The 13899-nt window shown below is 57.5% G+C and carries 13 protein-coding genes; 8 read left to right on the top strand and 5 right to left on the bottom strand.

The features are described from left to right. Positions 1–183: 183 nt before the first annotated feature. On the top strand, positions 184–831 hold the full coding sequence (locus tag NE562_RS08905) for a GntR family transcriptional regulator (RefSeq protein WP_280962058.1): 648 nt from the start codon (positions 184–186) through the stop codon (positions 829–831). 56 nt (positions 832–887) lie between these two features. Here NE562_RS08905 and NE562_RS08900 read toward each other — a convergent pair whose 3' ends face one another. From NE562_RS08900 to NE562_RS08880, 5 genes are all read right to left on the bottom strand, one after another. Further along, positions 888–1724 carry a DMT family transporter gene (locus NE562_RS08900; RefSeq protein ID WP_280962057.1) on the bottom strand — a complete coding sequence of 279 codons (837 nt, stop codon included), beginning with the start codon at positions 1722–1724 and terminating at the stop codon, positions 888–890. 416 nt (positions 1725–2140) lie between these two features. Continuing rightward, on the bottom strand, positions 2141–2758 hold the full coding sequence (locus NE562_RS08895; protein ID WP_280962056.1) for a YobA family protein: 618 nt from the start codon (positions 2756–2758) through the stop codon (positions 2141–2143). Positions 2759–2925: 167 nt separating this feature from the next. Further along, positions 2926–5745: an S-layer homology domain-containing protein gene (locus tag NE562_RS08890; protein ID WP_280962055.1), complete on the bottom strand. Its 2820-nt coding sequence runs from the start codon at positions 5743–5745 to the stop codon at positions 2926–2928. Between the two features lie 213 nt (positions 5746–5958). Beyond that, positions 5959–6267 (bottom strand): thioredoxin, encoded by a 309-nt coding sequence (trxA, locus tag NE562_RS08885; RefSeq protein WP_280962054.1) that lies wholly within the window; start codon positions 6265–6267, stop codon positions 5959–5961. An 84-nt stretch (positions 6268–6351) separates the two neighbouring features. Beyond that, positions 6352–7020 carry a Crp/Fnr family transcriptional regulator gene (locus tag NE562_RS08880; RefSeq protein ID WP_280962053.1) on the bottom strand — a complete coding sequence of 223 codons (669 nt, stop codon included), beginning with the start codon at positions 7018–7020 and terminating at the stop codon, positions 6352–6354. A gap of 367 nt (positions 7021–7387) precedes the next feature. Between NE562_RS08880 and NE562_RS08875 the strand changes: the two genes are divergently transcribed. The 7 genes from NE562_RS08875 to NE562_RS08845 all read left to right on the top strand — a co-directional run bounded on the left by NE562_RS08875 (position 7388) and on the right by NE562_RS08845 (position 13899). Then, positions 7388–8383, top strand: a complete 996-nt coding sequence (locus NE562_RS08875; RefSeq protein ID WP_280962052.1) for a sugar-binding transcriptional regulator — start codon at positions 7388–7390, stop codon at positions 8381–8383. After that, on the top strand, positions 8373–8834 hold the full coding sequence (locus NE562_RS08870; RefSeq protein ID WP_280962051.1) for a transcriptional regulator GutM: 462 nt from the start codon (positions 8373–8375) through the stop codon (positions 8832–8834). Before NE562_RS08875 ends, NE562_RS08870 begins: the two co-directional genes overlap by 11 nt. A 199-nt stretch (positions 8835–9033) precedes the next feature. Then, positions 9034–9567 carry a PTS glucitol/sorbitol transporter subunit IIC gene (locus NE562_RS08865; protein ID WP_280962050.1) on the top strand — a complete coding sequence of 178 codons (534 nt, stop codon included), beginning with the start codon at positions 9034–9036 and terminating at the stop codon, positions 9565–9567. Beyond that, the gene (locus tag NE562_RS08860; RefSeq protein WP_280962049.1) at positions 9567–10583 is read left to right on the top strand and encodes a PTS glucitol/sorbitol transporter subunit IIB; all 1017 of its coding nucleotides are present in this window, start codon (positions 9567–9569) and stop codon (positions 10581–10583) included. Before NE562_RS08865 ends, NE562_RS08860 begins: the two co-directional genes overlap by 1 nt. Positions 10584–10640: 57 nt before the next feature. Continuing rightward, the gene (locus NE562_RS08855; RefSeq protein ID WP_280962048.1) at positions 10641–11009 is read left to right on the top strand and encodes a PTS glucitol/sorbitol transporter subunit IIA; all 369 of its coding nucleotides are present in this window, start codon (positions 10641–10643) and stop codon (positions 11007–11009) included. A 151-nt stretch (positions 11010–11160) separates the two neighbouring features. Then, positions 11161–12453, top strand: coding sequence for an NAD(P)H-dependent oxidoreductase (locus tag NE562_RS08850; RefSeq protein ID WP_280962047.1), 1293 nt, complete (start codon positions 11161–11163; stop codon positions 12451–12453). Positions 12454–12570: 117 nt separating this feature from the next. Further along, on the top strand, positions 12571–13899 hold the full coding sequence (locus NE562_RS08845; protein WP_280962046.1) for a Cof-type HAD-IIB family hydrolase: 1329 nt from the start codon (positions 12571–12573) through the stop codon (positions 13897–13899).

Here is a 13899-nt window from a genome sequence, read left to right as displayed (position 1 = left end):
TGACATTTGGGTACTCTTCTATTTTGCAACAGTTTTTTTACAGCCCTATTTTACGTTTGAAGAATGGCATTAAATGGTTAGAACTGGCAGGCTTGACAGCCGGAGGGAAATGTGATATATTAATATTAGAATAGTACTTCATAAGGAGCATTGTATATGAGCGGCAGGCGACAGCAAAATAGAATGGATGTATACCAATATTTGAAGGACGCGATCCAGTACTTCGACCTGATGCCGGGCGCGGTCATCCGCGAGACCGAGTTGGCCGAGCAGCTGGATGTCAGCCGCACGCCGATTCGTGAAGCGCTGATCCGGCTTTCCAACGAGTATCTGGTCAATATCTATCCGCAGCGGGGCACCTATGTGGCGCGGATCGATTTTCAAATGGCGCGCGAGATCGCGTATATGCGCCATTTGCTGGATACGGAGATCTGCCTTGATCTGTGCCGCCGCAGGCAGTCGGTTCAGGCGGAGACCGAGCAGGCAATTTACTTCATGACGCAGGCGGTCAAAAAGCATCTTCCGGTGGAGTATATCAAAAATGACAACGCGTTCCACCGCGCGATCTTCGAGCGGGCCGGGCATGAGCAGATCTGGGATATTATTTCAAATTCCCGCGCGCATTATAACCGTGTGCTGGTGCTAGATATGCAGCGCCCGGGTATTTTGGAAAAGTCGCTGGAGGAGCATCTGAATATCATGCGCTGCATCGAAGACGGCGATGAAGCCGCGCTTACCAGAATTCTCGATGTGCACCACGACCATAAGAACGATCAAACGTGGGAAATCCTCATCCGCGAGCAGTTCCCCCAGTACTTCGTGGAAACGTAATAAAAAATACCGATCGATTCCGCATTGGCGCATACGCGCTGATGCGGAATTTTTTGTCAGCTGAGCGGCTTGGTCCGCCGCCCAAGCGGCAGCTCATGCAGCACCACGGTGCCCAGCACGACCACGCCGCCCATCAGCGCGAGCGGGCCGGGCCGCTCGCCGGTGGAAAGGAATACCCATACGGGATTCATGATCGGCTCCAACACCGTGATTAGCGTGATCTCCAGCGCGGTCACGCCGTGGATGGCCTTGGAATACAGCAGATAGGGCAGGGCAAGCTGGAACGCGCCCATCAGTACGATTAGGGTGAGGTTTGTTGGCGTCCATACCGGTTTGCCGATCAGCGGCAGCATGATCAAAACAGCCAGCAGGTTGCCCCAGAACACATTGTCGAGCGGGCGGCCGCTCGGGTCCTTGCGCATGAATACGCCCATCAACCCATAGAACACGCCCGAAAGCAGCGCGATCAGATTGCCCGACATCGCGCCGCCCGCCAGCCCGTCGGAAAGAAACAGCGCCATGCCCAAAAACAGCGCGCCGATAGAAACGATATCGCGCCGCCGGATACGCTCGCGCAGCAGCAGGTGACCGGCCAGCAGCGAATAAATAGGCGCGGTATATTGCAGCAAAATTGCGTTTGCGGCGGTTGTCCGCTTGGTTGCCATGATACAGGTGCAGATCAGGCCGGTGTAGCATAGCATGGCTAAAACGCCGTACCAGCTGCGCGGCAGACGGGGACGGCCGACAAACGGAAGCAGCACGATCAGCGCGACAAGACTGCGAAAGCACGTGATCGCATAGCTGTTCCAGCCGATCGACTTAACGAACAGCCCGCCAAAGCTCCATAAAATAGAGGTGACGACGAGCAGAAGCACAGAGCGGCGATGAGACACGGCATAGGCCCCCTTCTAAAGGCATTATTAACATATTAATATATAAGTTATCGTTTGTCAAGAGTGGATTGCCGGATATAAATGAACGAAAGGGGGATTGACAACAAGCATCTTATGAATTAATATATTAGTATGCATAAGGAAGCGAACAAATACCATAGAGAGAGGTGTGCCCGCAACCAATACCACGAAGCAAGGGCGCGTTGCAAAATAAAAGGATCTCCGTATGTCATTCTGAACGAAGTGAAGAATCTCGCGCGAACGCGCGGAATAAACGTGGAAACCACGCGTTCGCGCGAGATTCTGCGTCGCTTCGCTCCTCAGAATGACAAGAATTTGGAACATTTTTTTGTTTTGCAACGCGCCCTTGCTGTATAGGTACGAAAAATCCAAAAGACGGTTTGATCGATGCAGGATCACTCTCTTTCCTCAAATACCATCCACTTTTCATTCATATAAATTTCAATTTGGCCTTCTCCGGTATATTGGTACCCATAGCCGGTGCCAAAGTTGGACTGATCGTCTGTTGCCGGGATTTCGGAGGCGCTCACAGCCGAGGTGATCTCGCCGTCCATCACGCCGCAGCGGCCGTCTATGGTGCTTTCCTCGCCTGTATCGTAGTAGAGCGCGCCGTCTACCATGACCATGGGGGCAAGATCGGATTGCCCGGCCGCCGCGTCGTCGGCAAAGGCTATCGCAAAGGCGGAGTCGATCCCGGCGGGATAGGTTTCCGTGATACCGCCATGATAGCCGATGCGGATCGTGTCGCCGGGCCGCAAGGCCGCTAAGGTTCCGACCGAGCTTTCTTCGCTGATACTGTCCGTGCCAACGCTGATCTGGTCGGCGGTGTTTCCCTCCTCCGCGCCTTCGAGCGGCTCGACCAAAACGGAATGCTCCCGCACCTCTAAAACAGTGGCGTCAAAATACAGTTTAGGGTCGGTGACCTCGCTGGTTTTATCGCCGGGCGCGCTGCCGCAGCCCGATAGTGCCAGCGCGGCTAGCGCGGCGGCGATCCTTGCGACCATTCGTTTCATAGCCATTCCTCCCACGATCGTTTGTTTGATATCTTAATAGACGAAACCGCCGCCCAAAAGTTTCCTGATTTCACGCGGCGGGTAAAAAATACCGGGCCGCAGAGAAGCAGCGTGTGCTTTTCTCTGCGGCCCGGCTGCCGTTTCCGGCTGGGAGGGTGGAAGCTTGATCAGGCGGTCTGCGCGGCTGCTTCATTTTTTGCGGCAGCGGCGACAGACCATTGACGTTCGAGAAGGGACCAATCGCGCGCGGGCTGCATGGCGGTCCAAGTTTCGTAGGCCGTCGGGTTTTCGCGTTCATAATCGTGGCCGTTGGTGGCTTCCTGCACCGCTTCGTAGTACCAAGCGTCCGGCGCGTTATCCGGCCAGTGGTTCATCTCATTCAGCATATTCTCCGCATGGGTGCGTCGGCCCAAAACGGCGTTGATCAGCGTCATGGCTTCCGCGCGGGTGATCGGCTGGTCGGGGCGGAAGGTACCGTCCGGATAGCCGTTGACCCAGCCCTTCTGGGCCGCGCGGTCGATATATTCCGCCGCCCAGTGGCCGCCGATATCGGAAAATTGATGTTCGCCAACGTAAAGCGAGGAATCGAAGCGGGCCGCGATCGCGGCGAACTCGGCGCGGGTGATCGCCTGTTCAGGGCGGAAGGTGCCGTCCTCATAGCCGTTCAGAATGCCCGCGTTCGTCATGGTCGAAATCGCGTTGTTCGACCAGCGGGACGCCGCCACATCGGGGAAAGAATTGGTTTGCGACCAGTTTTCTATGCGGGAGTCCGAAGTCAGCAGGCGGAAGAAGATGGTCGCCACCTCCTGCCGATCGATGTTTTGCTCGGGCCGGACGGGCCACAGGGTCTTATCCTCTGTTTTCTCGCCGGTGCGATAGTCCACCGGGTAACCGATGATGTATGCAAAGTGATCGTCCGAATCGAGCGCCGCGGCGAGCGGGGTTTGTTCGTCTTCAATGTTTACGGTGTTGTTATTATTGTTACCATGGTTGCTGTTGTTACCGCCGCCATTACCGCCGCCGTTACCGCCGCCGTTGCTGCCGCCGGTGGCGGTGTTTACAACGGTCAGCGTGGGCGCGCCGTCCTCGCCAAAGGAGACCGCGCCATAGCGCACCTGCACGGCGTAGCTCGCTTCGCTGCGGTCGTAGCCCGCCGGGGCGGCGGTCTCGGTCAGCGTATAGGAATAGCCCGAAGGGAGCTTTTCAAATTTGACCGCGCCGGTCTCATCCGATACGGCGGTGCGGGTCTTGCCACCGGCATCGGTCAGAGCAAAGGTCGCGCCAGAGAGCGGCGCGCCGGTACCTGTCGCTTTTTGAATGGTCACATCCGCGAGATAGCCCTGCACCCGCGGGATATCGAAACGGGCCGTGCGCTTTTCATAGTCGTTTACCGCGCCGTCGGTCATGCTGGTCACGGTGTAGGTCAGTACGGTCTCGCCGTTGGTATCGAGAGCCGCGCGGCTGACAAAGCCGTCCGCGCGGTTATCAAGCGCGATGAAATAGGTGAGCCGGTAGTGCGAGAGGGTACGGCTGCCGTTCTCGATCTCCATTTCGGTCGTATCAACCGGCGTGCACTGGGTTAAATCCCAGACAAGCGCGCCGTTTTTCTCCGTGACCGCGCGCTGCGGTACGCCGTCCTGCTCCGGCGCGCCGGTAAATTCAATATACTCGCCCATGGGATCGCTGACCGACCACGGATAAGCGATCGACTCGATGGAAGCCAGCTCGCGGAAAATGCCGCTCATGCCAAGCTGGGACAGGTCTTCATCCTCAGTGCCCTGAAAGGAATCCGCAAAACGCTCGGGATCGTCCTTATAAATGGAATTGCCCAGCGTTGCTTCGCCGTACCAAACAACGTCCAGCGAAAAATCGTCGCTTTGGGCGATCTCAGCCATGGACTCCAACTGGTCCTCGGCATAAGCCTGCCCGTAGGTGGTTTTATCTCCCTTGATCTTGCCGGTGTCCGACCAGTCGCTGTTCGCCGCATCTCTTGCATCGGCCGAGCAGCTCCAGCTCGGCTCGCCGTCGGAAACAATGATTACGTGGCGGTTTGCCGCGGGCACATTGGCGCTTGCCAGCTCGCCGCTTTGTTCGTTAAACGCTTTGTACATCATATTACGGGCCAGCAGGTAAGCGGCTTCAAGGTTGCTGCCGCTGCCCCTTGTATAGGTCAGGGGGGAGGGATCGTTTTGAAAATTCTTCTGCGTATTCGTGTTCCACGGCTCTTCGTTCTTGGTATAGTCGGTCACGGTGGTATAGAGGCTGTCGTCGTCCTGCCAATCGGAATCGACCTTCTGCCAATCCGCTTTTACCGAAGCGTCCTGATGAAAAACGCCAAGCGCAAAATAACGGTCCGCAGAATCATCCGCTGTATATTCATCCAAAAAGTCGATTACCGCTTTGCGCTCGAACCAAGCGCGGCGATGGTAGCAGTTGTAAACCGCTTGCTTGACCGCGGACAAATGAAGAGAAGTATCGGCGCGCACCGCGTATTCATCAGTAGGATCGGTCTCTTCGGATGCGAAATTGGCGTTCAACATATCATCCACATCGGTGAGAGCGCCGGTTTCTTTGGCATAGTCCGTACGGGCAGGGAAATCCTCCGCGCTTACCGACAGATCAAATTGCGCTACAACGTCGCGCAGCTCCTCCAAATCAGGGATGATCTCTGAACTGCCGTTCAGGCTCGACGATTTATCCACCAGAACAAATACCGCCGCGTTTGCAGGCAGCTCCATTTGCCGCAGATCCTCGGCCGTGGTTACATCCAACTGGATCTGAAACCGGTTTTCCTCTTCTGTGGCAAGAACCTGCTTATTGATGGAGAGCAGGCCGTTTTCCAGCGTTTCTTCCGCGGTCTGCGCGGCGCTGCTCTTAACAATCTGGCCGTTGGTCAAAGTCTCTTCGGCCGCCAGCGCATAAGCCGGCGCAAATGCCAGAAGCATTTGAAGAGATAGCAGCCCTGCCAGTAAACGATTTTGTTTCATGGTATGCCCCCCACCCTCGATGAGATGTCGCCGATACGGCGCCGAGATTTCCTTTATCATAAAATCATCTTACACCGGGGCGGTTACATATCGGTTTCTTTTTAGGCGACGCGCGTAACTTTTGTAATGAATTAGAAAAAATTCGGAGATATATAAGGGAAGCGTGCAAAAGAACCCTTCGCGCCGCTTCCCTTATATATGGTTATGGTGTGTTTATTTAAGCATGGCCTCCACGCTGGCGCGGGGACGCGCGCCCACGGCGGAGGATACGACCTCGCCGTCCTTTAGGTAGAACAGGGCGGGGATGCCCATCACGCCGAACCGGGCGGCGAGCGCGGGCTCTTCATCCACGTTCACCTTGCCCACCTTGACTTCGGGATGCGTCTGGGCGATTTCCTCCACCACGGGGCCGAGCATGCGGCAGGGTCCGCACCACGGCGCCCAGAAATCGAGCAGCACGGGCTGACCGGCACGTAATACCTCGGCTTCAAAATTACCTTCATGAACAGAAAAAACAGACATCTTGTTTCGCTCCTTTATCGCATTTGTTTTTGTTGAGATAAGGATACCGCAAAACGCCCGCCCTTTCCGTGACTTAGTCACAGTTCAGCGCAGACTGTCCGCCGCCAGCGCCGCAAGGCGCGCGCGATCGAGTATTTCGATCGTGCCCCGGGTCAGCCGGACAAGCCCTTCGCCTTGCAGGTATTTCAGCACCCGCGTCACGACTTCGCGCGCGCTGCCGAGATGATGCGCGAGCTGTTCGTGGGTGATGTGCAGCGCGTCGCTCCCGGCGAGCGCTTGCTCCTCGATCAGCAGGGCGGATAAGCGGGAATCCAGTTTTTTGTTCATCACCTGATCCATCAGCCACATCACATCGGAAAAGCGCGAAGCCATGAGTTCGTTGGTGTAAGCCGCTACGGCGAGCGATTGGTCCATCAGCCGCTTATAGGTTTCCGGCGGGATATGCCAGACCACGGTGTCGCGCTCGGCCTCCACCGTGATGTCAAAATCGATACCGCGCAGCATACACGAGGCGGAAAGCAGGCATATATCCCGCTCAAACAGGCGGTAAAGCGTCAGCTCCTTGCCGTCCTCGCTGAGCAGGTAGGCGCGCAGTTGTCCGCTCGTTACCAAGAGAAAGCCGATGCAGTCCGCCGATCCGTTGTGCAGGACCGCGCGCGCGGGGTAACGCTCCTCCCGCGCGGCGTTTTGCAGCAAACGCTGCTGCGCCTCTGTAAGCCGGTTCCAAAACGGCAAATAAGTATCAAGCGCCATGGTATCCCTCCTTGGTTTCAGAAGTGCTCCTATTCTACACCCATTGTTTACGCCGCGCAAGCGCCTTAGGCGAGGGAGAACAAACGAGATCATGCATCACGATCCCTGCATCGCGCGGAACAGATGCAAAAGCGTATGGAAACACATGGAAAAGATGAGGGTAAAAGTGCACAGAAAACCGGCCCCTAAATTGTGTTTTTCAAACAGAGTGCTTACAAATGATAATGAAATCGGCCCCATTTGTACGCATTTTTACATATGTTCAGCACTGAAACTATTGCAAAAAAGATGCATGGGTACTATACTCAAATCAGATCAAGGGAAAACGGAAAAGAACACCAAAAAGTGATAAAAAGAGGGGGATACCATGAGAAAAGTAGTCGATGATCCCCGTTTAATTTACAAATGCTGCAAGCTGTATTATGAGGAGCATATCGGGCAGCAGGAAATCGCCGACCGGCTTGGGATATCCCGCGTTTCGGTTTCCCGGATGCTGGCGGCGGGCCGGGAAATGGGCATGGTCGTGGTGCAGGTGCTCAGTCCGAACAGCCTGGAGTACAGCCGCCTCGAACAGGAGCTGGAACAGCTTTACGGCCTGAAGGAGGCCGTGGTCGTTGAAAACAGCCCGCTATCCACCCGGTTCGATCATATGACGGAGCTTGGCTCCGCCACCATCCGGCTGCTTGAAACCTACCTGCGCGACGGCGACGTCGTCGGCGTGTCCATGGGCATGACGCTGCACAACGTATGCTGTAGCCCGCGCCAATCGGCGGACAGCATCGCCTGCACCTTTGTGCCGATCCTAGGCGGTATCAGCTCGGGCCGCAGTTCGACGGTCAACATCCATTCCAACCAGATCGCGCTCGAATTTGCCCAGCTGTTCGGCGCTGAATATGTGGAATTTTTCGCGCCCGCGGTTTTTTCCGATCAAAAGATCCTAAAGGGCTTTATGAAGGAAAAAGCGATGCAGCGCATCATCCAGTATTATAAGGAGATCAAAACGGTCATCATGGGCATCGGCATCCCCAACCGCGCGGGCTCTACGATGATCAAGGCGGGCTATATCACCGCCGAACAGATCAACCAGCTGGTCGAGGAGGGCATCGTCGGCGACCTGTCGCTCCAATTCTACGACCGCAACGGTGAAACGGAACAATATCAGGCGTTTAACGACCGCGTCGCGGGCATGCCGCTTTCGCAGCTGCGCACGGTGGAAAACAAAATCGGCATCGGCAGCGGCCTGCACAAGGCCGAAGCCGTATACGGCGCGCTGCAAGGCGGTTATATCAATATATTGGTAACCGATGAGGAATGCGCGCAGCGCCTCGTCGAATTGGGAAAGGAGAAGCACCATGTCGAATGAACTGAAACTGATCTTTCTGGTGGCGCTCGCATTGTTTGTGATGCAGGCGGTCGGCGGCTGGTTCCAGATTCAAAATTATAAGAAAGCCATACGGCGCATGCACAAGCTCGGCAACGTAGGCGTCGGCCAGACCAAGGGCCGGTTTTTATCCGGCAATCTGGTGCTCGTCGCCTGCGATTCGGCAGGCGTGATCACCGGCGTCGAAGTGATGGAAGGCTTGACCTTTCTGACCCATTTCAAACCCCGGAAGGACTTTCTCGGCCATCCCTTTGTGGGCGCGAGCATCGATTCCTTTTTAGCGCTGTTTGAGACCTTTGATAAAAAACAGCGCAAGCGCCATAAGGGCTACATACAAGCGATCGAAGCGCTGGAACTGCGCCTGAAAAAGCCCGAACTGCTCGAGACCGAGCCTGTGGGCGCGGTCGAACCGGAACCCGCCCCCAGCGTTTGATATAGGAAGCGGCCGGGCTAAGTCCCGCCGCCGTCGGATATGGGGCCCCGCTCCGACGGCGGCAGGACAACGCGTGGTTACGTGTGAAAGGGTATCTCCCGCTGCCCCAAAACGCGGCCAAAGCGCCCGGACCGATTCTATATAGAATCCCGCATAGATACCAGATATAAAGAGGATGATTTTAGAAAGGGGTAACAACATGCAATTTATCACTTGGCTCGCCAACGGCTTTATGTCGTTGTTCCAAGCCGGCGGAGAGACGTTTATGGGATGGGTCACCGGTATCATTCCGATGGTCATCTGCCTGATGACGGCTGTCAACTCTATCATTAAGCTGATCGGCGAGGAGCGCGTCGAGCGCTTCGTCAAGAAGATCACGAACGTCATGGTCCTGCGCTATACACTGCTCCCGATCCTCGCGGTACTGTTCCTCGGCAACCCGATGTGCTATACCTTCGGCCGTTTCGTCGACCAGAAGTATAAGCCCGCTTATTACGATTCTTGCGTATCCTTCCTGCACCCGGTCACCGGCCTGTTCCCGCACGCCAACGCGGGCGAGTTGTTTGTGTACATGGGCATTGCCGCCGGTATCACGACGCTGGGCCTGTCGCTGGGCGATCTGGCTGTGCGCTATTTCATCGTGGGCGTGATCGTCATTTTGATTCGCGGTATCCTGACGGAGAAGATTTACCTGAACATGATCAAAAAGGCCGGACGCGGAGGTGACAACTAATGAAAGCTGTAACGATTCGTCACGGACAAGGCGGCTGGGGCGGCCCGATCACGGCGGTGCCCACCGAGAAGAAAAATAAGATCCTGTGCCTGACCATCGGCGGTATCCACCCGGTCGCGATCAAGCTGGCTGAAATGACCGGCGGCACCGTTGTGGACGGCTTCAAGGGCGGCGCGCCCGACGACGAGGTTCTGATCGCGGTCATCGACTGCGGCGGCACCGCGCGCTGCGGCGTTTACCCTAAGAAAAAAATCCTGACCGTCAACCTCATGCCCTCCGGCGCGACCGGCCCTCTGGCCAAGTTTATCACCGAGGAACTGTATGTGTCCGATGTAAAAGAAACCGACATCAGCTACGCGGACGAAGGCGCGGTCGCGGCCGCTTCCTCGGCTGCCCCCGCCGCTCCCGCCGCGCCCAAGGCCGGCGAGCCCAAGAGCAAGGATCAGGCTAAGGCTGAGATCGCCGCGATGCGCGAGCAGAAGAAGCCCGGCATCATCACCCGGATCGGCATCGGCGTCGGCAAGGTGGTCGGCAAGCTGTTTCAGGCGGGCCGCGATTCGATCGATATGGTCATTCGCAACATCCTGCCGTTCATGGCCTTCACCTCGATGCTGCTCGGCATCATTCAGGCCTCCGGTCTGGGCGATGTGATCGCCAACACCATTTCGCCCCTGTGCTCCACGCTGCCCGGCATGCTCGTGATTTCGCTGATCTGCGCGCTGCCCTTCCTCAGCCCGGTGCTTGGCCCCGGCGCGGTCATCGCGCAGGTCGTCGGCACGCTGCTCGGCGCGGAGATCGGCCTTGGCAATATCCCGGCGCAGTTCGCCCTGCCCGCACTGTTCGCGATCAACGCGCAGGTCGGCGGCGACTTCGTACCGGTGGGCCTGTCCCTCGGCGAAGCGGATGAAGAGACCATCGAACTCGGCGTGCCCGCCGTTCTGTACTCCCGCGTCATCACCGGCCCGCTGTCCGTTATCATCGCGTTCGTATTCAGCATCGGCTTGTACGCTGCATAACAATTTCCTTATCATTCAGCCGCGCCGCGGCGCATCATTACGAAGGAGGCAATCCGCATGAAGTACTGTTCCACCATCACCGGTTGGGGACCGGACGCGCTCGGCTTTCTCGAAGACGAAGAGTGCAACTTCCTCATTCTCTTTAACGAAAACGCTCCCGAGGAGCTGGCCGAGATCGCCGTTCTGCATACGGAGGCCGAATTGCACACCGATCCCGCGCCCGGCGATACCCTGATGATCTGCGGCAAGGTGTACGATGTGACCGCGGTAGGCGACGAAGCCAAGGAGACCCTGCGCGCGCTGGGCCACTGCACGCTCAGCTTTAAGGGCGGGGCGGAGCCCGAGCGCCCCGGCTGCATCATGCTGGAGGGCGAAAAGCTCACGGCGGCCGATCTTGCGGTCGGCGGTACCATCGAGATCTATTGATCCCACTGCGGCACGCCTCCAAAAGACGTACCGGTAAAAAGAAAATAGCCTGATTCGCTTGTGACGGCGCGTTTTGCCGCGCCGCCAGTAGGGGGGTACGGCTTTTTTCACCAACGAAAGCTATTTAATTACATAAATGGAGGAAATAACTATGCTTAACATGAACAACAAACTCATCAAGCGTGAGCAGGAAGGCAAAACGATCCGCACCGGTATTGTCGGCGCAGGCCAGATGGGCCGCGGCATGGTCACCCAGATGGTGCTGATGCACGGTATCACCCCGGCGATCGTATCCGATATTCAGGTACAGAACGCGGTAAACGCGTTCAAGTATGCCGGCGTGGACGACAGCGACATCGTGGTAGCCAAGACCATCGAAGAGGCCAACCGCTATATGGAAGCCGGCAAGTATATTGCCTGTGAGGACGCAAACTTCATTTCGCAGGCCAATCTGGTCGAGTGCGCGATCGACGCGACCGGCGTGCCCGACGTCGGCGCCCGCGTGGCGACCGAGTCGATCAAGAACGGCAAGCACGTGGTCATGCTCAACGTTGAGACCGACGTTGTCATTGGGCCTTACCTGAAAAAACTGGCCGAGGACAACGGCGTGCTGTATACCGGTTCCGCCGGCGACGAGCCGGGCGCCGTTATGGAGCTGTACTGCTTCGCCAAGGCCATGGGTATGGACGTTAAGGTCATGGGCAAGGGCAAGAACAACCGTCTGGCCCGCGACTGCAACCCGGATACCGTGCTGGAAGAGGCCACCCGCCGCAAGATGAGCCCCAAGATGCTCTGCGCGTTCAAGGACGGCACCAAGACCATGGTGGAAATGACCGCCATGTCCAACGCGACCGGTCTGGTACCCGATGTGATCGGCGGCCACGGCATTGCGTGCGACGTGAAGGGCCTGAACGATATGTACCGCCTCAAGGAAGACGGCGGCATCCTGAACAAGCACGGCGTCGTTGAGTTTGTCAACGGTATCGCCCCCGGCGTGTTCGTCACCATCTCCACCGACAACGAAGAGATCGCTTACCAGATGCAGTACCACTCCATGGGCCCCGGCCCGCTGTGGACGCTGTACCGCCCGTACCACCTGTGCAACCTCGAGACCCCGCTGACCGTTGCCAAGTGCGTGATCGACGGCGAGACCACCATCGTGCCCAAGGCCGGTCTGGTATCCGAGTGCATCACGGTCGCCAAGACCGATCTGAAGGCGGGCCAGACGATCGACGGCATCGGCGGCTACACCACCTATGGCTCGATCGCGACCAAGGAAGAATCCGACGCCAAGGGCTATGTGCCTTACGGCCTTGTGACCAAGGGCGCCAAGATGCTCAAGGACGCCAAGAAGGGCCAGCTGCTCACGCTCGATATGCTCGAGCTGGACACCTCCACCCTCATCTATAAGCTCCGCAAGGAACAGGATGCCATGACATTCTAAATCCCTTTCTAGTTTTGCCCACACATCAATTTCCACTCTCTCTGCGGGGCCGCGGCCGGGTGCGCTTTGCCCGGCGCGGCCCCGCGCCCTATCGATATGAAAGGCGGCGGTTTTTGCATGAACGAAAAGCAGGCGATCCGGGCGGTGTTCGTCGATCTGGACGGCACGCTGTTGCAGGGCGTCGATACGGTAACGCCCCGCACGGTGGCGGCGTTCGATAAGCTGCGCGCGTCGGGCGTTACCCCGGTCGTCGCGACCGGACGGCTGGCCTATGAGGCGGATTTCGCCATGCGCGCCATCGAGGCGGACGGCTATATGATCGCCATGAACGGCCTCGCGGTATATGATGATTACCGCACCGGCCACTTGCTGTACGAGGCGTATATGAGCGACAAGGCGGTCTCGTTCATCTTAGAGCGTCTTATGCGCGAAAAGGTATTCTTTCAGGCGTACGCGGGCAACCGCGCCTACTGTCAGGAGGACCGCGCGGGGCTGATATGCTCCTGCGGGATGGATGAAGAGCATGTCCGTTTCTTTTCCGGCACGCAAAAGACCGTTGCCGATCTGCGCGCCTATCTCTCCGCGCACCGGCTGAAGGTGAACAAGTTTTTCGTCAGCGTGGGGGATGTGTCGCAGATCCCGTTTCTGCGCGTCGCCCTGAACGCGATCGAAGGCGTGGTCACGCTGTCCTCGGGCGAGCACTATATCGAGGTCATCCCGGAAGGGGCGGACAAGCGCCGCGCGGTGCGCGCCGTGCGCGAAGCCATGGGCCTTGCCCCGGAAGAGATCATGGTCATCGGCGACAGCGAAAACGACCTTGGCATGTTCGATGAAGCGGTCACCCGCGTGGCGATGGGAAACGCCTGCGACGCGCTTAAGGCCAAGGCGAACTATATCGCGCCCAGCAACCAAAAAGACGGCGTGGCGTGGGCGCTGGAAACCCTGCTGCTCGGCGAGCAGCCCAGCCGGTTCTCCGGCCGTATCGAGATTTTGCGCGCGGAGGAGATCGAGGCTTCGCTCGAATTCAGCACCAGACAGTATCTGGCGGGTGATCTGCGGCTGCCCCAGCACCTGAATTTCCTACTCGATAAAAACGTGGAGATCGGCATCAGCGATTACGACCATTACCACTGGGAACAAGCGCATTACCACACGATCACAAGTGAATACTGCTACCTGCTGTCCGGCGAAACCAAGTATATCGATCTGTCGGACGGAACCGAGTACCATTTCTCCGCCGGGGATTTTTACATCCTCCGGCAGGATACGCCATATGTGCAAAAGTGCCGGGAAGGCTGCCGGCTGCTTTTTGCCAAGGTGCCCGGTCTGAACGACAAGGTGACCATCCGCATGGCGGAGCCGCTCCAGCAGTGGTGCGCGGACTGGGAGGCCGCGTGGTCGCCCGAACAGCAGGCGCAGCAGGACGCATTACAACAGGAGGAATGA

Source organism: Butyricicoccus faecihominis, assembly GCF_024462775.1.
In the GTDB taxonomy this organism is placed as follows: Bacteria; Bacillota; Clostridia; order Oscillospirales; family Butyricicoccaceae; genus Agathobaculum; species Agathobaculum faecihominis_A.
The sequence above is the reverse complement of the archived record's forward strand: the minus strand, read 5'-3'. Positions and strand labels throughout refer to the sequence as shown.